Origin of the sequence: Thalassotalea insulae (genome assembly GCF_030161395.1) — a bacterium.
Taxonomy (GTDB): Bacteria; Pseudomonadota; Gammaproteobacteria; order Enterobacterales; family Alteromonadaceae; genus Thalassotalea_E; species Thalassotalea_E insulae.
The window spans coordinates 732,094-756,587 of record NZ_BSST01000001.1 but is presented as its reverse complement, the minus strand read 5'-3'; the positions used below and the strand labels follow the sequence as shown (position 1 = coordinate 756,587).

Genomic DNA, 24,494 nt, shown 5'->3' with positions numbered 1-24,494 from the left:
GCTTGAGTTAGTGTAATTAAATTTGACTTACTACGAATGAATTAGTAAAACATAGGCAGCAAATATTCAGTAGGTATAAAAGGGGTGTTACTAACAATGGGTTTAATCACAAGATATATTCTTGTTGTTTAAATGTTACATTATTAGATAATTTATTAATTTTTATTTAAATTAACTGTCTTTTTACTGTGTACAGTTGACATAAACAATGTCGTCTGTGAATATTGCATGGTTTTATTCTAGAGAAATTAAAACTTAAAAATGGCAGATTATTAAATTTGCGTTAACAATATTTTTGTTATCAAAATTCAATAGCAATGGTTGGGAACTATGTCCAAATTAAGCAAAAAAAGCCTTATCGCATCGACGATTATTGGCTCATTAGCACTAACAGCAAGCAACTTCGCTGCTGCAGATGCTCTAACTGATCTACAAAAAGCAGAAGCTAAAACATTTAAAGCTTCACAAAAATCTCAAAGCAAAATCGATAATATTTATGAGCAAACACTCAACTTATTAGCTGAGTATCGTAATACTGTCGATGAAGCTGAGATCTTAGGTGAGTATAATGATCACGTTCAGCGTATGGTTGATGATCAAAATGCCAACATCAAGTCACTTGAAAAACAAATTGCTGGTATCGATAAAACCAAGCAAGGTGTTGTACCGTTAATGTACAAGATGATTGATACCTTAGAAAAATTTGTTGAGTTAGATGTGCCTGTAAACGTTGAAGCGCGTCGTGAGCGTATTCAAGGTTTACGCGATGTAATGGGTAACTCAAACGTATCTGTTTCAGAGCAATTTCGCTTAGTATTAGAAGCTTATGAAATTGAAGCAAACTACGGTACTATTTTCGCTGCTTACCAAGGTGAAATTGAAGTTGATGGCCAAAAATTAACGGCTGATTTCTTACACATGGGCCGTGTTTCATTTGTTGCTCAATCGCTTGATTATAAACATTCTTGGGTTTGGAATAACCAAACACGTGCGTGGGAAGAGTTAGGTGATGAATATACGAAACCTATCACTGACGGTATTCGTATGGCGCGTAAACAATTGCCTTTAGATTTAACTAAACTACCAGTTTTTGCTGCGGGAGCCCAATAATGAAAAAAGTAATTAATTATGTATTGCTTGCTGCTTCAATGACAGCAGGAATTGCTGCTTCAGCAAATGCTAATGATTTAAATGACTTATTAAAGCAAGTAAAGGCAGATCGTCTTTCTGAAGCTAAAATTGATAAAAAGCGTGAAGCAGAATTCACTTCTGCGCGTGCTGACAAGCAAGCGTTATTAAATAAAGCGAAAGCTCAATTAAAAGCTGAGCAAGAGCGTAATAAGCGCTTAACTAAAGAGTATGCACAAAATGAAATTACCTTAGCGCAAAAAGAAGTTGAGTTAGATAATGCTAAAGGTACGTTAGGTGAGATGTTTGGTGTGAGTCGCGCGGCTGCCGCAGATGCATACGGTCAAATTGCCACTTCAATCGTAAGTGCTCAATATCCAGGTCGTGGTGAAGCATTAGATGCTATTGCTAACGCAAAAGCGATTCCTGAATTAGAACAACTTGAAGAGTTATGGTTTGCTTTGCAAACAGAAATGACCCAATCAGGTGAAATTTCTCAGTTTACTGCAGAAGTGACTAACTTAGACGGTACTAAATCAACTGAATCAGTGACGCGTATCGGTACTTTTAACTTAGTATCTGAAAACGGTTATTTGAACTACAACGACGAAATGGGTCAAATTCAGCCATTAGCAAAACAACCTGCAGGTTATATTGCCGGAACTGCATCTGACTTCTTTGGTGAAACTTCAGGTTTTGCGCCGGTATACCTTGACCCTTCTCGTGGCGCTATTTTAACGTTAGAAACACGTAAGAAAACCTTGATGGAATTCTATCATGAAGGTAAAGAAGTTGGGTATGGTATTACAATTCTGTTAGTGTTAGGTATGTTAATCGCACTTGAGCGTATTATCGTACTGGGTGCTGTTAGTGCAAAAATGAAAGCACAAGAGAAAAACTTATCTCAACCAAATGAAAACAACCCATTAGGTCGTTTGTTGAAAGTTTACCAAGACAATAAAGAAGCCGATGCTGAAACTTTAGAATTGAAACTTGATGAAGCAATTTTACGTGAAACACCAACTGTTGACCGTGGTATTAACTTAATCAAGATGTTTGCCGCTATCGCCCCATTAATGGGTCTATTAGGTACGGTTATCGGTATGATTATGACCTTCCAAACTATTACATTATTCGGTACTGGTGACCCTAAAATCATGGCAGGTAACATTTCATTAGCACTTGTTACCACGGCATTAGGTCTAATCGCTGCCTTACCATTAATTTTAGTACACAGCATTGTGGCTGGTCGTAGTAAATCTGTACTTCATAAATTAGACGAGCAAAGTGCTGGTTTAATTGCTGCTATTGCAGAGAAGGAGTCTAAATAATGTTATTCCTGATAGAGCTTATCGATTCTGTCAGGAGTTTTATTGCAACTGGCGGTAACGTACTATACTTTGTCGCCTTTGCTCTCTTATTGATGTGGATTATGATGGTAGAACGCTATTGGTTCCTTGCAGCCACTTACCCTACAATTCGCGATGAAATTATCGCAAAATGGGATGCACGTAGCGATACAACTTCATGGTATGCACATCGAATCAGAGATACATGGATCTCCGAAACGACAGAATTACTAGAACGTAACATGATTACGATTAAAACCTTAGTGGCTATGTGTCCACTAATTGGCTTGCTTGGTACGGTAACGGGTATGATTTCAGTGTTTGAAACTATGGCCCAGCAAGGTACAGGTAATCCACGTCTAATGGCATCAGGTATATCAATGGCAACAATTCCGACAATGGCGGGTATGGTTGCGGCATTATCAGGTGTATTTTTTAGTACAAGATTAGACGCGAAAGTTAAACTAGCAAAGGCTAAACTGGTTGACAGTTTACCTCATCACTAGAGAGAGATTAGAATGGCACGTAAACGTATTCGTGAAGACGAAGAAGCGGCAATTGATATGACGCCGATGCTAGACATCGTATTTATCATGCTAATATTCTTTATTGTAACTACTTCTTTTGTTAAAGAAGCAGGTATTGAAGTTAACAAACCTAAAGCGGCGAACCAGTCTAAGCAAAAATCAGCTAACATCTTCATTGCGGTGAAAGATACCGGTGAAATTTGGTTAGATAAGCGTCGTGTTGATATTGAGCGTGTTGCGGCAAACATTGAGAAGTTACTTGCTGAACAACCAAGTGAAGTAGTTATTGTTCAAGCGGACAAAGACGCTAAGCACGGTGTGGTTGTCAAAGTAATGGATGCAATTAAAGAAGCGGGCATCGACCGAATTTCTATCGCTGCAGCTAAGGGGTAGTTATATGGTTCGCTTATTAGTATCAATACTATTAGGCGCAGCTGTTACTTTTGCCTTATTTTCTTTTATGGCTTTTCTTATCTCCAGTGGAGATCGAAGAGAAGAAGAAAAATTAGAAAATATTGTGGTTGAAGTAAACACTACGCCGCCTAAATCAGCCGCCGAGCAGAGACGACGTGTGCCGCCACCGCCGCCACCGCCGCCCAAAACGCCACCTAAGCCTCAGGCTCCAGAGCCAGAGACTAACACTGATACTGGTGGATTAACGTTTAATATGCCAGGTGTACAGTTATCAGGTGCTAATGCCGGTATTTCTGCACCAGGTGCGGGCTTCGGTCGAGACGGTGATGCAACACCAATCGTGCGTATTGAACCTAAATATCCAATACAAGCGGCTCGTGATGGTAAAGAAGGTTGGGTAAAACTGTCTTTTACTATCAATGAAGTTGGTGGAGTTGAAGACGTAGAGGTGATTGAATCAGATCCGAAACGGGTCTTTGATAAAGAAGCCAAACGTGCATTACGTAAATGGAAATATAAACCGAAAGTTGTTGATGGTAAGCCTATGCGTCGACCTGGTTTAACGGTTCAATTAGACTTTAAGATGGGAGGGTAGACAAAATGAATAAGATGTTAACATCTGTTGCTTTATTAGCTTCATTGACTTTGGTCCAGCTTCCTGTCGCTAACGTTGCAGATGCGGCGGAACAAGCTAATTCGGAAAAGCCAAAGCGTAAAACTCAGTTAGTTGGCCCTTCAGTCGGTAAAAAAGTAGGTAAGGCATTTGAGTTGTATTCAGCGGATGATATTCCTGGTGCATTAGCTTTATTACTTGATATTGACGCGTCTAAAACTTATGACCGTGCTTATGTTGATCGCTTTATTGCGGTAATGTATGCCACTGACGGTAATGAAGTTAAAGCTATTGAGTTTTTAAAGAAAGCAATTGCACCGGATGTCTTAAATGAAGTCGACCACGGTGAGGCAATTAAGCTATTAGCCGATCTTCAAATGCAAGAAAAGCAATATGAAGAAGCTTTAGTTAATTATCAAGCATGGATGGACTTTACCGGGAAATCTGATGGTGATACTTGGGTGAAAATCGCCAATGCGAATTATGAACTTAAGCGTCTGAATAAGATGATTGAACCTGCTGATAAAGCCATTGCAGCTTATGGTGATAAGCACAATAAAAACCCATACATTCTTAAATTGACTTCGTATTATGAAAGAAAACAATATAAGAATGCGGTTGGCGTACTTGAAACAGCTGTGCAACTTTTTCCTGATGAAAAAGCATTTTGGAAACAGTTAGGTAATTTTTATTTATTGATTGAAGATTACAAAAAAGGCATGGCAACGTTAGATTTGGCTTATAAGCAAGGTTACCTTGAGAAAGAGTCAGAGATTAAAACGTTAGCAAGTTTATATGCGCAAAATAATATCCCTTATAAAGCGGCTACGTTACTTGAGAAGCACATCGCCTCAGGCTTAGTGAAACGTGATGATCAAAACATCGGAAGGTTAGCTAACGCCTGGCATGCGGCTCAACATATTGACAAAGCGGCGAAATACTATGGTGAATTGGCTAAAATGACCAATGAAGCTAAGCACTATAGTAAACAAGGAAGCTTATTAGCGCAGGATGAGCAGTTTAAAAAAGCCGTTGTTGCTTTGGAAAAAGCATTAGAGCTTGGTGTAAAAAACAAAGGTAGAACCTACATGAGTATTGCAGAAGCTCATTTTTACTTAGGTAACTACAAACAAGCTTATGCGGCAATTCAAAATGCAATGAAAGATCCAAAAACTCGCAAAAGCGCGAAGGGATGGGTTAGCTATATTAAAGACACTGCCAAACGTAAAGGTAAGTCGATTTAATTGCGTAGTTATTGTATTAAAAACCAGTCTTTTGACTGGTTTTTTTATGCCTGCATTTTAACGCTATCTATGGCCTTATATTGATCTGGATCAAAAAATACTATCTATAACTAAGCAAATGGGCTAGAATTCGCGCCGTTCATTTTGTAGTTTATTGGAAAGTTAAAGATGTCACATCATGAAGATTTTAAAGATAGCTCATCAAAGCGTCATTTATTTGCTGCGTTAACTGCGCTAATTGCCGCGCCATTATTGCCAATGTTAATGGGCTGGTTAACTGTTTTAAGTTAATTATTAATAATAAGAAGAATATTAGATGCATGTATTGGTTGTAGATGATAAAGAATCTGTCGTTAAGTTACTTACTCAGCTGTTAACGTCTATTGGCGCGACAGTACAAACGGCGACAAATGGCTTGGATGCGTTTACAAAAGCACAAACAGCTTCATTTGATTTATTTATTGTTGATCATTTAATGCCTGTGATGAATGGTGTACAGCTTGTTAAGAATCTTAAATCGAAATCATTAACTAGCGGTACACCGGTTTTATTTATTTCAACGCAAGACTTATCCGAAGTTGAAGCGCTTGAAGAATATCCGCTATTTGATGCGGTATTATCGAAACCGATAGACCAAGATTTGTTCTATCAAGCAATAAATTCCCTACTTCCTGCAAATACTCTCTGTCAGTCACTATAATCTTTGCCCGTTTTCTATTATTCTTTAGCAATCGTTTTAGAATTACATTGTTAAACATGGAAACAAGTCAAATTACCTTATTAAAAAACGCTGTTCATACTATCGTAGATTACCCAAAAGCTGGGATCTTGTTTCGAGACGTCACCGGAATTTTGGATGATGCAGAAGCCTTTCATTTAACTATTCAGCTATTGGCAGATAAATTTAGCGATAAAGGCTTTACTAAAATTGTGGGTACTGAAGCCAGAGGCTTTTTATTTGGTGCGCCATTAGCTTTAAAAATGGGGTTAGGCTTTGTTCCGGTAAGAAAACCTGGCAAATTGCCACGTGCTACCCATGCACAGGATTACCAATTAGAATACGGCACCGATACACTTGAAATCCACACAGATGCCTTAACTTCCGATGACAAGGTGTTAATTATCGATGATTTATTGGCAACTGGCGGTACAATTGAGGCAACCACTAAATTGATCCGTAAATTAGGTGCAGAAACTACTGATGCAGCATTTATTATTTCTTTGCCTGATTTAGGTGGAGAAAATAAGTTAGCTGATTTAGGGTTAGAGGTAACGGCATTACTACAATATGATGGTGAGTAACATTTCGCAATGAGTTATCAAGTTTTAGCAAGAAAATGGCGGCCGAAAAATTTTCAGCAGTTGATGGGGCAAGAACATGTTGTTACCGTTTTAACTAACGCCATTGTGCAACAAAGGTTGCACCATGCCTATTTATTTACCGGTACCCGCGGTGTCGGTAAAACTACGATAGCGCGAATTTTTGCTAAAAGTTTAAATTGTGAACAAGGGATCACGGCGGAGCCCTGTGGCGAGTGTCAGGCATGCCTTGATATTGACCAGGGGCGCTTTGTCGATTTATTGGAAATTGATGCTGCTTCTCGCACTAAGGTTGATGACACTCGAGAAATTCTTGATAACGTACAATATGCACCGAGCAGAGGTCGATACAAAGTTTATCTTATCGATGAAGTGCATATGCTCTCGCGCAGTAGTTTTAACGCCTTGCTGAAAACGCTGGAAGAACCGCCTGAGCATGTTAAATTTATTCTTGCCACTACAGACCCTCAAAAGTTGCCGGTAACTGTTTTATCTCGTTGTTTGCAATTTCATCTTAAAGCGCTTTCGGTGGTGCAAATATCACAGCAACTTAAAACCATTTTGGCCGCAGAGCAAGTTGAGTTTGACGAGTTGGCAATTAGCTTATTGGCAAAAGCTGCGCGGGGCAGTATGCGTGACTCGCTTAGTTTAACAGATCAAGCGATTGCTCAGGGACAAGGTCATATTATCGCTGCTAATGTTCAGCAGATGCTAGGTGGTGTTGATCATCATTGGATCTATAAGATTTTAATCTTGCTACTTAAGCAAGATGCAAAAGGGTTGATGGCGTTATCCTTGGAAATAGCTTCATACGCTCCTAATTATGGGCGTTTACTCGCTGAGTTAATTCAATTACTTCATCAAGTTGCGATGGCACAAGTAGTAGGTAGCCATTTCGATTTATCACCTGAGCATAATCAATTACTGGAGAAGTTTTGCCAGTCGATGTCACCAGAAGATGTGCAGCTATATTATCAAATAGCCGTCAATGGTCGAAAGGATTTACCTTATGCGGCAGATGAACAAGCAGCATTTGATATGGTGTTATTGCGTTTACTTGCCTTTAAGCCTCAGACTCGACCTTTAATCGATGAGACAGTACAACTTGAAAGTCAAACTCCAGTCTCTTTTGATGATATTGAACTGCCTGATACTGATATCTCTCATCAGGACACATCGGGTGAAAAAGCGCTTGATGAAAGTACCGCTAATAGTGCGAGTGTAGAAAGTCAGGCACCTGTGGCGATTCAAGATGAAAGTGAGCTGTCTTCGGTAGATGTAATTCAATCAGAAGAACAAACCACTAGTGTTACTCAGGTACCGTCAAATACTCCAGTGATTGATACGGAACAACAGCAAGCTGAACTATCGAATGAGCTGACACAAGAAATGCTCGCAATAGAAGAGCAAGCTCAGCAGCAGAGCGCCCAAGCGCCAACACAGCAACCGCCGGTGTTAAATCAGCCTGAACAGCAAATGGCTGATATGGCAAGTGATGAGCCTGAAGTTGAAGTAGTACAGCAGTCAACGGTTGAGCATGAACATCAGCAAGCAGAGTTCTGTTCACAACATGCAAATGAGCAACATGCAATTGCTGAGCCTGGTGCCACTTCGTCAGCTGATAACTCAATGCAGAACTCGGATATCGCAGCAACGAAAAATCCTACAGGGATTGAGGCGATTTTAGCGAATCGCAATATGTTGCGTAGTCGAAAAAAAGCCTTGGAGCAAAGCGGAAAAAAGCCTAAAGACGCCGAAGCGCGTCAAGATAAGCAACAAACACCGTTAGTGAAAAAGCCAGCGCAAGATGTGCCGGATATCGAATTGGTACCAGATCAGTTTACGCCTGAGATTATTGATCCAAGTGTGATCAAAAAAGCGAATCAAGTGGATAAATGGGCCAACATGATAGATGCGATGGCGTTAAATGGTCGTTTAAGGCAATTGGCGCTGAATGCAACCATTGAAGGAGATCCCGAGTCTGATTCATTAGTGTTATTATTGAATCAATCAACAAAGCATTTAAAGTCAGATGCGGCACACCAGCAGTTACAACAGTTTGTTTCACAATATTTTGCCCGGCCGATGCAGGTGGAAATTAAAGTGGTCGAGCAAACCGTCGCTGATCCTGCGCAAATTCAAAGTCATATCAATGATAAGCGTTATGATTATGCGAAAGAATTACTATTAAATGATGAGTTTGTCATTGCTTTACAACAGCAATTTCAGGCGGAATTAGATGAGAAAACTATCGTTGCACGCTAACTGTTACTTGAAATTTAGCGCATTAGGCTCTATCTTTGGCGGCAACAACATTTTGGAGTATTTATTATGATGAAAGGTGGCATGGGCAACTTAATGAAACAAGCCCAGCAAATGCAAGCAAAAATGGCGAAAGCGCAAGAAGAAATCGCTAATATGGAAGTCACTGGTGAATCTGGTGCAGGCATGGTTAAAGTAACCATGACAGGTAGCCATAGTGTGCGCCGCGTCGAAATCGATGAAAGCTTGATGGAAGATGATAAAGAAATGGTGGAAGACTTAGTCGCAGCCGCTTTCAATGATGCGGTTCGACGTGTTGAAGAAGTCAATAAGGAAAAAATGGGGGCATTAACCGGTGGGATGCAAATGCCACCAGGAATGAAAATGCCGTTTTAGATTGTACTGTCTAATAGATAAAAAAGCTCAAGTTATTTCTTGAGCTTTTTTATTGTTATTTTTTTACTTTGCTCGTTAGCGTAAATATCAGCTCACCGCCGCTGACAAGCTGCTGGTGATTAATGAAATAATCGCTCAGTTCTCTCTTATTAAGATGCATTTTATCAATATAGGGCGCCTGTTGAGGTGGCTGCTGCGTTTTGAGGGTTAACGTTCGTCCAGCATAGTATGCTTGATTAAGTTGGATACTGATCTCATCAAATGAAGGCGTTACCAGAGCATAATTCATATCGCCGGGAGATACCGGGTAAAGCCCCATCATACTAAATACGAGCCAAGCAGAAAGAGTGCCGGCATCATCGTTGCCTGGAATTCCTTCAGGACTGTTGTGATAATGTGTACTGATCAACTGATTAATTTTTTGCTGACTGCGCCATTCCTCTCCTTTGACATAGTTAAATAGGAATGGATAGGTAATATCCGGCTCATTCGCCATATCAAAGTTATCTGTGGTAAAGGTTTGTGTTAACTGTTTGATAAAGTTTTGATCGCCTCCAAGCGAGTTGATCAAACCGGGTATATCATGAGGCACATAAAAGCGGTAATTCCAGGCATTGCCTTCAATATAACCAGGCGCTGGTTCAAAGTTACGACCCAGCTGTGGATCATAAGGGCTAAACCATTGACCATTGGCATATTTAGGTCTGAGCATGCCTGTTTTACTATCAAAGAGTTTTTGATAATTTTTAGCTCGTTGCAGAAACCTCTGATGATCTTGTGGGCGGTCAAGTGCTTTAGCCAATTGTGCCAAATTCCAGTCAGCAATGTAGTACTCTAAACTGGTTGAAACGCTGCCATCCCATTTGCCTTCATCATCTACAGGAACATAGCCGAGTTGGGTGTATTGCTTGTTTTCTGGTCGTAACGGATTGTTGTCTAGCGTTAATGCCGCTTTTTTTGCGTAATCATATGCGGCAATAACGTCAAAGTCTTGTATGCCTCTGAGGTAACTATCGGCGATAACAACTGTTGCGGGATCACCAACCATGACTTGTGTTTCCATCCCTAATAATTCCCATTTTGGTAACCAGCCACTTTCTTTGGCCATTGCCACCATGGAGTTAACCATTTCTGATTGTATTTCGGGATAAAGTAGGCTCAGTAGTGGATGCAAGTTCCTATTGGTGTCCCAGAGCGAGTAAACACTATAGCGTTTTTTTCCTTGAGTGTTGCCAATACCGGGTTGCCCCATCAGCGGATAATCGCCATTAATGTCCTGAATAATATTAGGGTGGATCAGGCTATGGTAGAGCGCGCTATAAAAAATAGTTTTCTTTGTTGGCTGACCTTTCACTTGAACTCGGCTTAATAGCTTTTGCCATTGTTGCTGTGCCTTATCTTTCGTTTGCTCAAAGGCGAAACCTGGTTGTTCGGCATTAAGGTTTTGTCGAGCATTTTTTATACTGACGTAAGAAATCCCTAATTTGACGGTAATAGTTTCTTGTTCATTGGTATCAAACTGGAAGTAGGCACCAATATCATCACCAGCAACCTCCTGACGATAATCTTTATATGGTTTATAGTTATCGTCATAACCGATCCATTCTGCTTCTACGCCTTGGTATTTAGGCATTTTTTTCCAGGCACCAGCGGTTTTTGCTGCTTTGCTTAACTTGGCAACAAAATATACTGGGCGAACATCTTCTGAGTGATAGCAAAAGGTGCCGAGCATCTTAAAGCCTTCCACTTCACTGTTTGAAACGACTTTTAGCATACCGCCAGTTTCATTGGTTAGGCCGAGTCCTAGGTTGAGTAGAATGTGTGATTGTCCTTTAGGAAAAGTATATCGGCTGATGCCAGTACGTAATGTACTACTGAGTTCGACATCAACCTGATATTTATCTAACGTAGTACGATAGTATCCAGGTGATGCTTGCTCGTTATGATAAGTGGAGCCATATTTTTTTGCGTCAAACTCTAATGCCCCTGTGGTTGGCATTAGTAAAATACTGCCGAGGTCAGGGCAACCAACGCCACTTAAATTGACATGACTAAAACCAGTTAAAAACTTATTTTCATGAATATAAACGCGCGAATTCCACGCTTGGTCTTTTTCAAATTTGTTTTCTTGTCCTGCGCGAAATGCAACATTAAATGGCGCTACTGACGCCATGCCATGAGGATATTGAGCGCCGGGGTGAGTCGCTCCAAAATTAGAAGTACCAATAAAAGGATTAACATATTGAGTGACATGCTCTGCCGCTAGTGACAACGAGCATAATAGTGGCACTATAAATAAAAAACGCATAATTAGTGAACTTCCGAGGTCATATTAAAAATAAGTGTGCCACCGGCCATAATATCTTGATGGCTTATGGTAATAGCAGAATAAGGTTGACCGTTTAAGGTTACTGATTTGACATAGATATTATCAGCTGACTGGTTGTTAGCAATAATGGTGAATGTTTTGTTGTCAGGTAGTTTGATTTGTGCGTGCGCAACTTCTGGGCTGCCAAGTACATATTCACCAGCAACAGGATTTACTGGGTAAAATCCTAATGCACTGAACATATACCATGCTGACATTTGTCCTGCATCTTCGTTACCTGCAAGACCATTTGGCGCTGTGTTATAAAGCTCTGCCATAATTTGGCGTACTCGCTGCTGGGTTTTATGACCTTGTCCAGTGTATTGATACAAATAGGGGACATGGTGTGCCGGCTCATTACCGTGGACATATTGTCCGATATAGCCTGAAATCCATTCTGGTAACTCACCTTTATCGTTTAATTGCTGCTTGGTGCTAAACATTTGATCTAGCTTGTTGGCAAATTTATTTCTTCCGCCATGTAACTGGATCAATCCTTTAATATCATGAGGAACAAAAAAGTTATATTGCCAGGCATTGGCCTCACAGTAGTCTTCAGGGTGATAGGCAAGCGGATCAAAGCCGCTCTTAAAAACACCAGCTTGGCTTTTAGCGCGCATAAAGCCGGTAGCTGGGTCAAAGTGCTGACGATAGTTTTGCCCGCGCTGAGTAAAGTATTTCGCGTCTTGGATTTTACCTAATGCTTGTGCCATTTGCGCAATACTCCAGTCATCAAAGGCATATTCTAGCGTTAGTGAGACGTTCCAGTTGCCGTGTTCAAATGGAACATAACCAAGTGCTTTATATGAATCGATACCAAAGTCATTTTGCATTGCACTTTTTTTCAGTGCGTTAAACAATTGTTCACTGTTGATATCCTGCTCGGAAATAATTCTCTTAAGGTAGGCATCTACCAGTACGGGCACCGCATGATAGCCCATCATCATATTGGTTTCGTTGCCCTGAAAATTCCACACAGGTAACAGACCGTATTCATGATAATGAGCAATCAGTGACATCATCATGGCTTTACTATGCTCGGTATCGGTTATGGTTTTCCATGGGTGTAGCGCACGAAAAGTATCCCATAATGAGAAAAAGGAGTAGCGAGGTGATCGAGTTGCTTGATGAATCTTGCCATCCGGACCTTTATATTGGCCATTACTGTCTGAAAATACTCGAGGTGCTAAATAAGAATGATAGAGTGCCGTGTAAAATTGCACCATATTGTCATGCTCGGCAGTCACTTTTACCTTAGCTAATGCTTGCTTCCATTGCTTTTCTGCTCGCTGGCGATAGTCAGTAAAACTGCTTTGTAGGCCATCGGTTAACAAGTTTTGCTTGGCATTTTCGATGCTCACTGAGCTAATAGCGGTTTTTACCAGCACTTGTTTTTGTTGCTTAAGGTTAAAGTCAAATAGTGCGCTTAGTCCTTGTTGACCGCTTGTTTGATAATGTTTGTCGCTGTTATTGCTGCTAGTGTTTTGGTTGTCAGCGTGGCTGACAGTATGCATGGTAAAGGGTTGAGAAAATACGCTGTAAAAATAGACTCGTTGATCTTTAGCCCAGCCGGTTGATTTACGATAACCTGCGATAGTGTGGTCATTGATGATTATTAACTCGGTCGCGATGGTTTTATCCCAGTTACGGGCATAATTAAGGTCCAATTTGACCTGGCCGGTTTGTGTGTGCTTGGCAAAAGTATATCTTTGCACCCCCGTTCTTAAGCCCGCGGTTAGCTCGACATTGATCTGGTAGTCGGTTAAAAAAACCTGATAATAGCCTGGGGTAGCCTGTTCGTTATCATGGGAAAAGCTCGAATAAATAACCGGCAGCGGATTTACCTGATCCAGCACTTTCTGCTTTGTTGGTCCGGCTAATGGCATAAAAGAAATATCATATAAATCACCAGCCCCTGTGCCTGACAGGTGGGTATGACTAAAACCTGCAATTACGTTATCTGGATAAAAATAGCCGGAGATCCAATCCCAGCCATTGCGACCATTATCTGGACTTAACTGCACCATACCGTAAGGTAGTGTCGCACCAGGGTAGGTTTTCCCTTTACCGGCAGTACCGATAAAAGGATCAACATAAGAGAGCAAAGAAGGCGTGCTTTTTGACATAGTCTTATGTTGCTGGCAAGTCGCTAGCAATGGCATTAATCCTGTGATGGTGAGCAATAATGTTGTTATGCCTTTGCTCAGTAGTTTTTTCTGCAGGTATTTCATCGATATTACTAACAGTTATTGATGTTTAAGGTTTAGCTGGCTATCACCTAGTACGCGTAGCACTTCAAAACAGGCGCCTAAGGTATGGTAATCACATTTAGCGCCAGCAGCACTTTTTTGCTCACTATATTTGCTGTTATTGCGTTTTAACACACGAAACCAAGCGCCATATTGATGGTCTACCATATGTTGCCAACAGTAGTGCCACAGTTCATTATATTTTGTTAAGTATTGTGGCTCATCCGTGACCTGATATAGCATAGCAGCCGCAGCGAAACTTTCTGCCTGCACCCAGAAGTATTTATCATCGTCACAGCATTGACCTTGTGGGTCAAAACCATAGATTAAGCCACCATATTTTTCGTCCCATGCGGTTTGATAAGCGCGATCAAACAATGATTTAGCACGTTCGACTAACCAAGGCTGTGGTTGATATCGATTTAACATTAACAGTAATTTAGTCCATTCTGTTTGATGTCCTGGTTGAAAGCCCCAGGGGCGATAAAGGTTTTTTGGATCGTCTTTATTATATTCCCAGTCAGGGAAAAACTCTGTGGTGTAATGCTCCCAAATTAAGCCATCGGTCAAATCTGCTTGGCGCACGGCAATATTTTGTGCAATTTCCATGGCGCGATTTAAAAATAATTGTTCACTTGTTGCTTCATAGGCAGCAATCATCGCTTCACATAAATGCATATTGGCATTTTGTCCACGATAGTCACTCAATGTACCGTCTGCGCTTATTTCATCGGCGTATAAACCATATTTATCTTGCCAGAAACGTTGCTCTAATAGCTGATAGGTGTGGAGTAATGCTTTATTTGACTGGATCAGTCCGGCCTTTTTCGCCGCCGCATAGGCTAATAAAACAAAGGCATAACCATAAGCCTGCTGAGTCATATCTGATGGCTGATGGTTGGTTAGCGTCCAGGCGTAATTGTTTTGTTGCCAGTGCACTTGCTCAACATAATCAAGGCCATGTTTTGCCATCGCTCGATAGTCTTCATTTTGATAAACCATGCTGGCTAAGGCATAGTTGACGATAATGCGGGTACTGCTGACTAACTGGCGAAATTCGGCATCAAAGTGCTGACCATCATCGAGAAAATTTTGATAATAGCCGCCACTGCTATCAATGACCCGGTTATGATAAAAATTAAGTATTGATTGGCCATGCTCAAGTAAAAATTCACGGCTATAAAACGGGGCATGCTCTTTAGGGGCGATATTGTTTGATATTTGCATCAGGTTCTCCAAAAACTAGCGTTGATAAAGCTCTGTTGGCCAATGGTTCTGTACATCGACAAATTTCGGTAATGCAGGAAATGCTCCCGGCAAGGTTACGGCATAGGCTCCACAATAAGAGGCAAACTGCACCAGCTTGGCTAGTACTGTCATTGAAGTTAATGCCAATTGAGGTTGAGCTAATTGACTCATTGCAAACAGCAGGGCACCACTAAAGGCATCGCCACCCGCTGTGGTGTCGACAACGTCGACGCTTGGTGCGGTAATTCTTTGCTGAACATCGGCGGTATAAATATCGATAGGATATTCGCCATCGGTTACTAGGATCACGGAGACGCCATGATCGAGACAAGATTGCAGGTAGCTATCTGTTTTTCCTTGTGCGAGGTAATCTAACTCTTCTTTAGAAAACTTAATGATATCTGAAATCGACACCAGTTCATTAACCCGCGTGATATCGGCGGCGCCTTTAGGCCATAAGTTATGACGCAGGTTGACATCAAAACTGACTATACACTGTTGTGCTTTAGCCTTCTTAATTGCCGTTTTAGTGGTAATGCAAATGTCATCATCAGTTAAGGTGTTGCTACAAAAATGAAATATCGGTTGCTCATTAAACCAGTGATCACTGATTTGTTCTGTTGAAAATAGTACATCGGCTGACTTATCGCGATAAAAGGCAAAACTTCTGTCACCTTGTTGATCAAGGGTGACAAAGGCCAACGCGGTTTTCGCACTTGAATGTTTTGCTAAAAAACGGGTATCTACCTGATAGGCTAGTAATGCTTGTTCGAGAAAATTGCCGAAACTGTCAGCACCTACCTGACCGGCAAAGTAGGCTTTACCACCTAGTTTAGCGACCGCAACGGCTGCATTGGCTGGTGCACCGCCAGGATATTGCCGGTAATTATTCAGGGTGAGTGGCCCGTCTTGCTGTTTATCGGTATTTAAAAAATCAATTAATGCTTCACCGAAACATAACACCGGTTTCATACGTTCACCTCTGCCACTTTTTGCTTATTTTCGTTATTCGCGCCTTTAAGGGCATACCAGGCGATATATAAATAGGCTAATGCCGGTACCATAAAGCTTGCCTGCACTGAGCTGGCATCTGCCGCCATTCCTTGAAACATCGGGATCACAGCACCGCCGACAATTGCCTGGCATAATAATCCTGAGCCTCGACCAGTAAGAGGTCCTAAGCCTTTTATTGCTAAGGTAAAAATAGTCGGAAACATAATCGAATTAAATAAACCGACAGTTAAAATTGACCACATGGCAACCGGTCCATCACTGTTAATAGTTAAGCTGATCAATAAAATAGCGATCACGGCGTTACTTGCTAGTAACAGTGCCGGCTTAATCACTCGCATTAACGCTGCGCCGATAAAGCGGCCTATCATGGCTGCACCCCAGTAATAAGACACCATTTTGCTCGCTTCATGCTCACTAAGGCCACCGATATGACTTTCTGCAAAAAAGTTTACTAAGAAGCTCCCGATAGACACTTCCGCACCCACGTATAGAAATATTGCTAAGGTGCCAAATACGAGTGGTGGATGTTTAAAAATTGAGTCATGGGTTTTCTCTGCCGCTTCTGGATTTTCCACGCTAGTGATCACTGGCAGCTTTATTTTATAGAATACAACCGCAGCAATTATCATGACACTTGCTAAAATCAAATATGGCAGCTGCACGGCGCTAGCTTCTATTGCTGTTGCAGCTGCGCCAAAAATTAATGCTGCGCCAAATATCGGCCCTAAAGTATGTCCTAATGAATTAATCGCTTGTGCCAGGTTTAAACGGCTGGCGGCGGTTTGTTCATCACCTAATACCGCCACATAAGGGTTAGCGGATACCTGTAAAATTGTGATACCACTGGCAAGGACAAATAACCCTAGTAAGAACACTAGATAAATTTCTACCTCTGCTGCCGGATAAAATAAGAGGCAGCCTGCCGCTATGGTTGATAAACCTATGATAATGCCTTTTTGATAACCTACTTTTTCGATCAGTTTCCCAGCAAATGGAGAGATAATAAAATAGGCACCAAAAAAGCAAAATTGCACTAACATGGCTTCGGTATAGTTGAGTTCAAATGCCGCTTTTAAATGCGGGATCAGAATATCGTTCAGTGCCGTGATGAAACCCCAAATAAAGAACAAGGTTGTCATTGCGATAAAAGCGAACTTAGTATTTGTTGCTTGTGATATTTTAAGGTTTTCCGCTGTCGGAATATTGCCTGCCATAGTCTTGCCTTAATAGTTATAAGTTATTGGTTATTTGTACTTGATAGTGAGTAGGGCACTGCATCGCTACTAGTCGCCCACTGCTTATTCGGCGTTGCTGACATGGTAAAATCTAGTGTACCGCCTGCTTGGATAGCGTGATGATCGAGCCAGGTGTTATTAAAACTTCTACCATTGAGTTTGCTTGACTGGATAAAGTGGTTTGTTGCACAGTTATTACTCGCTTTGATGACGAATTGTTTGCCATTTTCTAAGGTCATGGTGACTTTATCGAACAGCGGGCTACCAATGACATATTGAGTGGTACCGGGAGTTACCGGGTAAAAACCAAGTGAACTAAACACGTACCAGGCGGAGGTTTGACCGTTATCTTCATCGCCGGCATAACCGTCAGGTGTTGCTGCGTAAAGCTTATCCATCACTTCTCTGACCTTGGTTTGAGTCTTCCATGGCTGATTAGCATAGTTATATAAATACAACATATGCTGGATGGGTTGATTGCCGTGAGCATAATTGCCCATATTGACAATTTGCATTTCTCTTATTTCATGTATGGTAAAACCGTAATAAGAGTCATCAAATATTGGCGGCATCGCGAATACTTGGTCTAACTTATCGATAAAGCCCTGATCGCCTCCCATTAGCTGTTTTAATCCGGCAATGTCCTGAAATACCGACCAGGTATAATGCAGACTGTTGCCTTCGGTGAATGCATCTCCCCACTTTAACGGGTTGAAAGGGCTTTGAAAGCTGCCATCTTGATTTTTACCACGCATCCATTTGCTTTGTGGATCAAATAAGTGTTGGTAATTAAACGCTTTTTCACGATAGTGTTTAGCATCGTCCTCTTTTCCTAAGGCCTGTGCCAGCTGCGCGATATTAAAATCAGCAAAAGCGTATTCAAGCGTTCTGGCGGCATTCTCATGTATGCCGACATCGTAAGGTACATAACCGAGTTGGTTATAATAATTGACGCCTTCACGGCCAACAGAGCTGACCGGTCGACCCTGTTCGACAGTGGCATTTTTAATAATTGCCTGATATAAGGTGTCGATATCAAAATCACGAATCCCTTTAATATAGGCATCAGCAATATTGACTGCCGAATTTGACCCTATCATCACTCCTCGGTGACCTGGGCTGGCCCATTCCGGTAACCAGCCGGATTCTTTATAGGTATTGGCGAGCCCTTGCATGATTTGAGCGTCCATTGATGGATACATTAAGGTGAAAAATGGAAATACCGCGCGAAAAGTGTCCCAAAAGCCGTTATCAGTAAACATATAACCGGGTAAAACTTCACCGTTATAAGGGCTGTAATGGACGATTTGGTTACTCTGGTCATATTCATAAAACTTACGAGGGAATAACAGCACCCGATATAAGGTTGAATAGAAAGTACGTACTTCATCAATATTACTGTCTTCAATACGCAGGCGCGCCAATTCACTTTGCCAAGCCTGATGTGCTTTGTTTAAGGTCGTGGTAAAATTATCGCTGCCAATTTCTCGGTCAAGGTTGAGCTGCGCTTGTTCTAGACTAATAAAGGAAGAAGCAACTTTGACATGAACGGTTTCATCTTTATTGGTTTTAAAGCCAATAATTGCACCAACATGATCGCCCTGATTTTCCGTTGAGTTTTTTACCAATGTCCATTCGTCGCCCCAGGTATGAGTAAGCTCAAAGTCCTTATCAAACTCGGCGACAAAGTAGTTATGAAAATTATCAGGAACGCCGCCATGGTTATTGCGGGCATAGCCAATGATCTTTCGCTGCTCAGGAATAATTTTAACCATAGAGCCTTTATTAAAAGCATCTAAGGTTATAAAAGCTTGTTCGCTTTTTGGAAAAGTAAATTTGAAATGCGCCGCCCGCGTGGTGGGAGTAACTTCTGCGGTAACATCATAATCGGCTAAATAAACTTGATAATGATGAGGTTTAGCTTGTTCTGCTTTATGGGAAAACCAGGAAGCACGCTCATCTTCCTGATACTTGAGTTCTCCCGTGACTGCCATAAGTGAGAATGCGGCGTAATCGTTTAGCCAGGGACTAGGTTGGTGAGTTTGTTTTATACCCCGTATGGTATTGTCTGGGTATTTATAGGTCCAGCCATCTCCCATTTTTGCCGTCATCGGTGTCCAGAAATTCATGCCCCAAGGTGTCGCTATGGCGGGGTAAGTGTTACCGTTAGATAAACTGAACTTGGAATCAGTGCCCATTAATGGATTAACATATTGCACTAAATCATCGCCGACAATATTGATGTTTTGGCTGCTAAATGGCCGTCGCTCTGACTCATTAATATGATGACATGCGCCAAGCGCCAGAGAAAATATTGGAATTAAGTACGTAAACTTTTTCATTATAAAGTGTTCACCCGTTGATATATATCGTGTTACTAACAATTTTATTGTTGCTTAATCGCTGTAATGTTACACTAATTACTTGTATGTAATCGATTGCAGTTTTTACAGGTTATACTAAGGATCTGTTTTATTCAATAGCCATTTTGCTATCTAAATGATGAATTTCTTATATGCTTAGTGCTAATTCTTTTATATTGCTGATAATTTATTAAACATAGGCATAGAATTTATCACGAGTATATGTCAGATTATATGTTGATAATTTGATGGATATGTTATCGGTTACATTTTAATTCTAAAATTTGGTTATTAATTTTTTTGGGACAGTATTGGACAATGTCAACAATTAAGAAAGTCTGCCAACTTGCCGGTGTTTCTACGGCAACAGTTTCAAGGGCACTTAAAAACCCTGACATGGTGAATGTTAAAACCCGTGAACGTATTTTTAAAGCAATTGCCGAAGCTGGCTACCGACCGAACGTGCTTGCATCAAGCGTTAAAACTGGACGGTCAAACTCACTAGTTGTCTTAGTTCCTAATTTATCAAACCCATTTTTCTTAAAGATTATTCAGGGCATTGAGCAAGCAGCACAAGAAAGTGGTTACTCAGTATTGTTAGGAGATACTCAGGGGGATCCTGCTCGAGAACATGAGTATGCCGGCATGGTATTATCGAACCGTGCCGATGGCTTGATTCACTTAGATCATTCTTTTCCTTTTTCTAAAAACGACGAACGTTTAGCCGAAAACGTCGCTATGGTCAGTGTTTGTGAGCGTATTGTTGCTGATAAAAAATACCCCGTAGTTGAGTTGGATAACTACTCTGCTTGTCGGGCGCTCGCCAATCATTTAGTCAGCTATGGTCATCAGAACTTTGGCGTTATTTGTGGCCAAAAGGAAAGTCAAATCTATCGCGACCGACTTGGCGGTATTAAAAGTGTGTTAACAGAAGAAGCCATTGAGCTTGATGACAGCCTAGTCGTTGGTGGTGAATATAGTATTGAAGCGGGGGAAACTGGCGCGCGCGAACTGTTAGCCAACCCTAATCGTCCAACAGCAATTTTCTGTTTTAACGATGATATTGCCATCGGTGCGATCCATGAAATTAAAAAGCACGGGCTAAGGGTGCCGGATGATATTTCTGTGGTTGGCTTTGATAACATTAAAGTTTCTGGCTATATCGATCCGCCATTAACCACCATAGATCAACCAGCTTATGAAATGGGCCGTACAGCGGTTGAGGTGGTATTGCAGCAAATTAAAAATAAAACCTTACTTAGAGACAGAGAAATACTGCCGTTTCGCTTGTTAGAAAGAGCGAGTAGTGGTCAGGTGGCTACTCGTTAGTAACATCTAACCTAGCCTTTAAGGCTTTTCTCATTTTTAAATGCCTGAGATGGTTAGTGAGCGTAGGTTTGTCTAACTATCTGGTTATATTGGTTATTTTTTCTGTATTTTCCTATAATATCGCATATTCTTTCTATCTAGCTTTATCTTTGGTAAACAAAAAAAGCGTAATAAATAACCTGATTAGCTATTGACAGCCGAATAAATAGTCACTAGTATCAAAGTCACTGTAATCGATTGCAGTTGTGTATTTTAAGTGAATATATAGTGGAATAAGGCTATTTATGACAGTTATGGATAGCTTTTTTTATTATGGTTTGTTGCAATCGATTACAGTGTTTTGTTTAATAGTGTCTGCAGTGATGAATAATATTGGTAAGTCATTACACCAGGGCAATTTAGAGCAAACAATACTCCGGTAAAAATAATAATGTTAAAACGAAAACAAAGTATCTGGGAGAACATTACATGAAGGCGAGTAAAACTGGAAAACCAGTCCATATCCCTTTCTCTGCATCCTTTAGAAAATCTGTCATTTGCACTGCCGTTTTGTGCTCGATGGGGCTAGCGCATGCAGAAGAAGTAGAAGTTGATAAAAAGAAAGCTGATGAAAAAGAAGCAATCGAAGTAATTGAGGTGAGCGGTATTCTTGCAAGTTCCGCACGCAATTTATCAATTAAGCGTCTATCTAATGCGATGGTCGATGCGATCACCGCAGAAGATATAGGTAAATTCCCAGATAAGAACGTTGCAGATTCTTTGCAGCGGGTACCTGGGGTGGTGATTCAGCGTAGTGGGGGGGAAGGGTCAACCGTCAGCATACGCGGCTTGTCATCAGACTTAACTTTCACGCAACTTAACGGTAATTTTATTGCGTCATCGCCGGGGGAGCCATCACGATCATTTGATTATGCATTGTTGCCTTCGGCGATGATTCAGAAAGTCGAAGTATTTAAATCACCTGAGGCTCGATTAGATGAAGGTGGTGTCGGTGGTACCGTTTTGTTACATACCCGTAAGCCATTTGATATGGATGCGAATTCCGGTACTTTTGCTATTGAGTCTACTTATGCTGATGTGACTGATGACCATGAGCCGCAATTTACCGGGGTTTATTCCTGGAAAAATGATGCAGAAACCTTTGGGGTGTTAGCCGGCTATACCAAGCAAGAACGTACTAACCGTAGTCTTTCCGGTAGTGCCAATACCTGGCGTTGGACAGGACCGTCCAGTACATCAGCAGATGTAAATGGGCAGTTGGTTGAAAATACTTTAACTAATGCCTCAGTGGTAGATGCCAGAGGTCGTCAGTATGAAGGCGTTTGGGTACCACAATTTACCCGGGTTGGCGTGTTTGAAGAAACCCGTGATCGTGAAGGTTTTCAGTTTACCACTCAGTGGCGACCAACAGATAATCTAGAGCTAGCCTTTAACTATTTTGGGTTTAAGTTAGGACTTGATTCGACCTTATCAGCAATTGATATGCCTGAGTGGAGTTTGACTAATGGCACTGTCACAAATGTCAGCCTTGATGATTCAGAAACAATTATTACCGGCTTAGATTACAGCGTCGGTGCGACGGGTACTGAGGAAATGATGCATTTCCCTTGGGTGCGTGGTGTTTATAATCGTGAAGAGTCTACGTCGGATACTTTTGATTTTTCAGGGCTCTACACAGGGGATTATTTTCAGTTAAAATTTGTTGCCGGTCATACCGAAGCTGAAGGTGGACCAAAAGAGCGCTATGAAGCTGCTTATTATGCATCGAATAAAGATACCGGTGAAGCAGAGATCGAGAATGCCGCGCAATATTCGGGCTGGGCAATTAAAGATAACAAAATGACCATGTATATGGATCCGAATATTTTGACTAATCTGCAAGCGGGAATTGGCGGCGGTGTCGATCCAGGTTCATCTAATTCAAGTTTTGTTCGCAGCTCGCTTGAAGAAGATTATGCTCAACTCGATCTCGATTTCGATGTTGAATTGGGGATTTTCCACACCATTCGCGCCGGTGCTAAATATCGGAATGCTACCTTGCATCGGGAAACCCGTAATACTTTCTATTTGTCTCCTGATTTTGATATTGCCGCTGGTGAAGCTAGCGCTAACGGTATTACTCGGGCGGATAGTTATCAGTGGAATGATGGCATGCCGGATGCTGCCGCAATTATGAATTTTAACCCTATGGGGAATATTCCAGGTGGCTTTAATATCAACATTATGCCATCGATTAATTGGGATAGGTATGCCAGTTATTTAAGCGATAATTTTGTTAAATATACGCGTCGTGAGCCTAATTTTATTTATGATATTGAAGAGAAAATAACCTCGGCTTATTTGCAAGGTGATTTCCAGTCAGATCGCTATCGTGGCAACCTTGGAGTGCGTGTGGTGAAAACCGATACTACCGGGGCTTCGACTGACTTATTTACTTTCTTTAAAGATTATTGGGATGCTGATGGCAATCAGCTAAGTGGTGATGATTATTCTGAAGAAGAATATATTTTAGTCTCGCAAAATAATAGTGATACGCTGGTACTTCCTAGTTTTAATATTGCTTATGAAGCCTCTGATAAGCTAGTGATCCGTGGTGCGATTGCCAAAGTTATTTCTCGACCAGATTACAGCTCTTTAGGTAGTCAGGAGCGTTTAACTTGGATTTCCAATGAATTCGCATCTGATCGTGCTGAATTTAATACTATTCCTGGTTGGTCAGGATCTGGTGGTAATAAAAACTTAAAACCATTTGAAGCATTGCAAACAGATATCAGTTTTGAGTATTACTATGGTGAAGGCTCAGCGGTTGGTATTGCGTTTTTCAATAAAGACGTTGATAACTTTGTTGTCCCATTAACTATCGATACTACACGTGACATCCCTAGTCGCACTTTTGAGATTGCTGGACAAACCGTCACTGCTGGTGGTGATAATGTGCCACTTGAAAACTACAGTACTTCTGGTAACGGCTCAGATGCGACATCTCGTGGTGTGGAAGTTTTTATCCAACACGCGTTTGAAAACGGTTTCGGTTTCTATAGTAACTATACCCACAACAATACCAATAAAGCGGATGTTGATGTCGCCGGTAATAAAATCGGTGAATCAGGTTTAATTGGTAGCGCTGATTTTCAATTTAACTTTTCCGGTTATTTTGAAAATGAAGACTTTAGCGTGCGTGCATCTTATAACCTGCGAGGCGATACCTTACTGGGTATAGCTAATGGCATGAATGTTTATGCTGATCGTTATGATCAGATAGATATTAACGCTTCATACAATATTACCGACGATTTAGTGGCCACTGCATCTGTGATTAATTTGACTGAATCAGAGAGCTTTACTCACGTTGGTGACGATACCACAGCTAGGTATCGCAGTAATTCATATTCGGGCCGTCGTATTTATGCCGGTATTTCTTATAGCTTTTAGTCT

19 protein-coding genes are annotated in these 24,494 nt (G+C 41.1%); 13 read left to right on the top strand and 6 right to left on the bottom strand.

Going from position 1 to position 24,494, the window contains the following annotated elements; all coding sequences use genetic code 11:
• Positions 1–330 precede the first annotated feature (330 nt).
• The 11 genes from QQK06_RS03570 to QQK06_RS03520 all read left to right on the top strand — a co-directional run bounded on the left by QQK06_RS03570 (position 331) and on the right by QQK06_RS03520 (position 9,253).
• Positions 331–1,110: a DUF3450 domain-containing protein gene (locus QQK06_RS03570; RefSeq protein ID WP_284243232.1), complete on the top strand. Its 780-nt coding sequence runs from the start codon at positions 331–333 to the stop codon at positions 1,108–1,110.
• A complete protein-coding gene (locus QQK06_RS03565; protein WP_284243231.1) occupies positions 1,110–2,459 on the top strand; it encodes a MotA/TolQ/ExbB proton channel family protein in 1,350 nt (449 codons plus the stop codon). The genes QQK06_RS03570 and QQK06_RS03565 overlap by 1 nt, the downstream gene beginning before the upstream one ends.
• Positions 2,459–2,983: a MotA/TolQ/ExbB proton channel family protein gene (locus QQK06_RS03560; RefSeq protein WP_284243230.1), complete on the top strand. Its 525-nt coding sequence runs from the start codon at positions 2,459–2,461 to the stop codon at positions 2,981–2,983. The genes QQK06_RS03565 and QQK06_RS03560 overlap by 1 nt, the downstream gene beginning before the upstream one ends.
• A gap of 12 nt (positions 2,984–2,995) precedes the next feature.
• A complete protein-coding gene (locus tag QQK06_RS03555) occupies positions 2,996–3,397 on the top strand; it encodes an ExbD/TolR family protein (RefSeq protein ID WP_284243229.1) in 402 nt (133 codons plus the stop codon).
• Between the two features lie 4 nt (positions 3,398–3,401).
• Positions 3,402–4,013 (top strand): energy transducer TonB, encoded by a 612-nt coding sequence (locus QQK06_RS03550; RefSeq protein WP_284243228.1) that lies wholly within the window; start codon positions 3,402–3,404, stop codon positions 4,011–4,013.
• 5 nt (positions 4,014–4,018) lie between these two features.
• Positions 4,019–5,275 (top strand): tetratricopeptide repeat protein, encoded by a 1,257-nt coding sequence (locus QQK06_RS03545; protein ID WP_284243227.1) that lies wholly within the window; start codon positions 4,019–4,021, stop codon positions 5,273–5,275.
• A 168-nt stretch (positions 5,276–5,443) separates the two neighbouring features.
• On the top strand, positions 5,444–5,566 hold the full coding sequence (locus QQK06_RS03540) for a hypothetical protein (protein WP_284243226.1): 123 nt from the start codon (positions 5,444–5,446) through the stop codon (positions 5,564–5,566).
• A 25-nt stretch (positions 5,567–5,591) separates the two neighbouring features.
• Positions 5,592–5,975 carry a response regulator gene (locus QQK06_RS03535; RefSeq protein ID WP_284243225.1) on the top strand — a complete coding sequence of 128 codons (384 nt, stop codon included), beginning with the start codon at positions 5,592–5,594 and terminating at the stop codon, positions 5,973–5,975.
• A 56-nt stretch (positions 5,976–6,031) separates the two neighbouring features.
• Positions 6,032–6,577: an adenine phosphoribosyltransferase gene (gene apt / locus QQK06_RS03530; RefSeq protein WP_284243223.1), complete on the top strand. Its 546-nt coding sequence runs from the start codon at positions 6,032–6,034 to the stop codon at positions 6,575–6,577.
• Between the two features lie 9 nt (positions 6,578–6,586).
• The gene (dnaX, locus tag QQK06_RS03525; RefSeq protein WP_284243222.1) at positions 6,587–8,860 is read left to right on the top strand and encodes a DNA polymerase III subunit gamma/tau; all 2,274 of its coding nucleotides are present in this window, start codon (positions 6,587–6,589) and stop codon (positions 8,858–8,860) included.
• A gap of 63 nt (positions 8,861–8,923) precedes the next feature.
• Positions 8,924–9,253 carry a YbaB/EbfC family nucleoid-associated protein gene (locus QQK06_RS03520; RefSeq protein ID WP_284246562.1) on the top strand — a complete coding sequence of 110 codons (330 nt, stop codon included), beginning with the start codon at positions 8,924–8,926 and terminating at the stop codon, positions 9,251–9,253.
• A gap of 55 nt (positions 9,254–9,308) precedes the next feature.
• Here the strand turns inward: QQK06_RS03520 and QQK06_RS03515 are convergent, their stop codons facing one another.
• From QQK06_RS03515 to QQK06_RS03490, 6 genes are read right to left on the bottom strand one after another with little or no spacing between them, the layout of a single operon-like run.
• Complete coding sequence (locus QQK06_RS03515) at positions 9,309–11,561, bottom strand: GH92 family glycosyl hydrolase (RefSeq protein WP_284243221.1); 2,253 nt, start codon at positions 11,559–11,561, stop codon at positions 9,309–9,311.
• A 2-nt stretch (positions 11,562–11,563) separates the two neighbouring features.
• Entirely contained in the window at positions 11,564–13,852 is a 2,289-nt protein-coding gene (locus tag QQK06_RS03510; protein ID WP_284243220.1) for a GH92 family glycosyl hydrolase, read from the bottom strand.
• 15 nt (positions 13,853–13,867) lie between these two features.
• Positions 13,868–15,097 (bottom strand): AGE family epimerase/isomerase, encoded by a 1,230-nt coding sequence (locus QQK06_RS03505; RefSeq protein WP_284243219.1) that lies wholly within the window; start codon positions 15,095–15,097, stop codon positions 13,868–13,870.
• A gap of 15 nt (positions 15,098–15,112) precedes the next feature.
• On the bottom strand, positions 15,113–16,090 hold the full coding sequence (locus tag QQK06_RS03500) for a carbohydrate kinase family protein (protein WP_284243218.1): 978 nt from the start codon (positions 16,088–16,090) through the stop codon (positions 15,113–15,115).
• Positions 16,087–17,346 (bottom strand): sugar MFS transporter, encoded by a 1,260-nt coding sequence (locus QQK06_RS03495; protein WP_284243217.1) that lies wholly within the window; start codon positions 17,344–17,346, stop codon positions 16,087–16,089. The genes QQK06_RS03500 and QQK06_RS03495 overlap by 4 nt, the downstream gene beginning before the upstream one ends.
• A gap of 23 nt (positions 17,347–17,369) precedes the next feature.
• Positions 17,370–19,709 (bottom strand): GH92 family glycosyl hydrolase, encoded by a 2,340-nt coding sequence (locus QQK06_RS03490; protein WP_284243216.1) that lies wholly within the window; start codon positions 19,707–19,709, stop codon positions 17,370–17,372.
• A 339-nt stretch (positions 19,710–20,048) separates the two neighbouring features.
• Between QQK06_RS03490 and QQK06_RS03485 the strand changes: the two genes are divergently transcribed.
• Both QQK06_RS03485 and QQK06_RS03480 read left to right on the top strand, forming a co-directional pair.
• The gene (locus QQK06_RS03485) at positions 20,049–21,059 is read left to right on the top strand and encodes a LacI family DNA-binding transcriptional regulator (RefSeq protein WP_284243214.1); all 1,011 of its coding nucleotides are present in this window, start codon (positions 20,049–20,051) and stop codon (positions 21,057–21,059) included.
• Positions 21,060–21,527: 468 nt separating this feature from the next.
• Positions 21,528–24,491: a TonB-dependent receptor gene (locus QQK06_RS03480; RefSeq protein ID WP_284243213.1), complete on the top strand. Its 2,964-nt coding sequence runs from the start codon at positions 21,528–21,530 to the stop codon at positions 24,489–24,491.
• Positions 24,492–24,494: the final 3 nt, after the last annotated feature.

Excerpts from the sequence above, each read along its gene's own strand:
- QQK06_RS03570 (WP_284243232.1), top strand. The coding sequence starts at position 331 with ATGTCCAAATTAAGCAAAAAAAGCCTTATCGCATCGACGATTATTGGC.
- QQK06_RS03565 (WP_284243231.1), top strand. The coding sequence starts at position 1,110 with ATGAAAAAAGTAATTAATTATGTATTGCTTGCTGCTTCAATGACAGCA.
- QQK06_RS03560 (WP_284243230.1), top strand. The coding sequence starts at position 2,459 with ATGTTATTCCTGATAGAGCTTATCGATTCTGTCAGGAGTTTTATTGCA.
- QQK06_RS03555 (WP_284243229.1), top strand. The coding sequence starts at position 2,996 with ATGGCACGTAAACGTATTCGTGAAGACGAAGAAGCGGCAATTGATATG.
- QQK06_RS03550 (WP_284243228.1), top strand. The coding sequence starts at position 3,402 with ATGGTTCGCTTATTAGTATCAATACTATTAGGCGCAGCTGTTACTTTT.
- QQK06_RS03545 (WP_284243227.1), top strand. The coding sequence starts at position 4,019 with ATGAATAAGATGTTAACATCTGTTGCTTTATTAGCTTCATTGACTTTG.
- QQK06_RS03540 (WP_284243226.1), top strand. The coding sequence starts at position 5,444 with ATGTCACATCATGAAGATTTTAAAGATAGCTCATCAAAGCGTCATTTA.
- QQK06_RS03535 (WP_284243225.1), top strand. The coding sequence starts at position 5,592 with ATGCATGTATTGGTTGTAGATGATAAAGAATCTGTCGTTAAGTTACTT.
- apt (WP_284243223.1), top strand. The coding sequence starts at position 6,032 with ATGGAAACAAGTCAAATTACCTTATTAAAAAACGCTGTTCATACTATC.
- dnaX (WP_284243222.1), top strand. The coding sequence starts at position 6,587 with ATGAGTTATCAAGTTTTAGCAAGAAAATGGCGGCCGAAAAATTTTCAG.
- QQK06_RS03515 (WP_284243221.1), bottom strand. The coding sequence starts at position 11,561 with ATGCGTTTTTTATTTATAGTGCCACTATTATGCTCGTTGTCACTAGCG.
- QQK06_RS03510 (WP_284243220.1), bottom strand. The coding sequence starts at position 13,852 with ATGAAATACCTGCAGAAAAAACTACTGAGCAAAGGCATAACAACATTA.
- QQK06_RS03505 (WP_284243219.1), bottom strand. The coding sequence starts at position 15,097 with ATGCAAATATCAAACAATATCGCCCCTAAAGAGCATGCCCCGTTTTAT.
- QQK06_RS03500 (WP_284243218.1), bottom strand. The coding sequence starts at position 16,090 with ATGAAACCGGTGTTATGTTTCGGTGAAGCATTAATTGATTTTTTAAAT.
- QQK06_RS03495 (WP_284243217.1), bottom strand. The coding sequence starts at position 17,346 with ATGGCAGGCAATATTCCGACAGCGGAAAACCTTAAAATATCACAAGCA.
- QQK06_RS03490 (WP_284243216.1), bottom strand. The coding sequence starts at position 19,709 with ATGAAAAAGTTTACGTACTTAATTCCAATATTTTCTCTGGCGCTTGGC.
- QQK06_RS03485 (WP_284243214.1), top strand. The coding sequence starts at position 20,049 with ATGTCAACAATTAAGAAAGTCTGCCAACTTGCCGGTGTTTCTACGGCA.
- QQK06_RS03480 (WP_284243213.1), top strand. The coding sequence starts at position 21,528 with ATGAAGGCGAGTAAAACTGGAAAACCAGTCCATATCCCTTTCTCTGCA.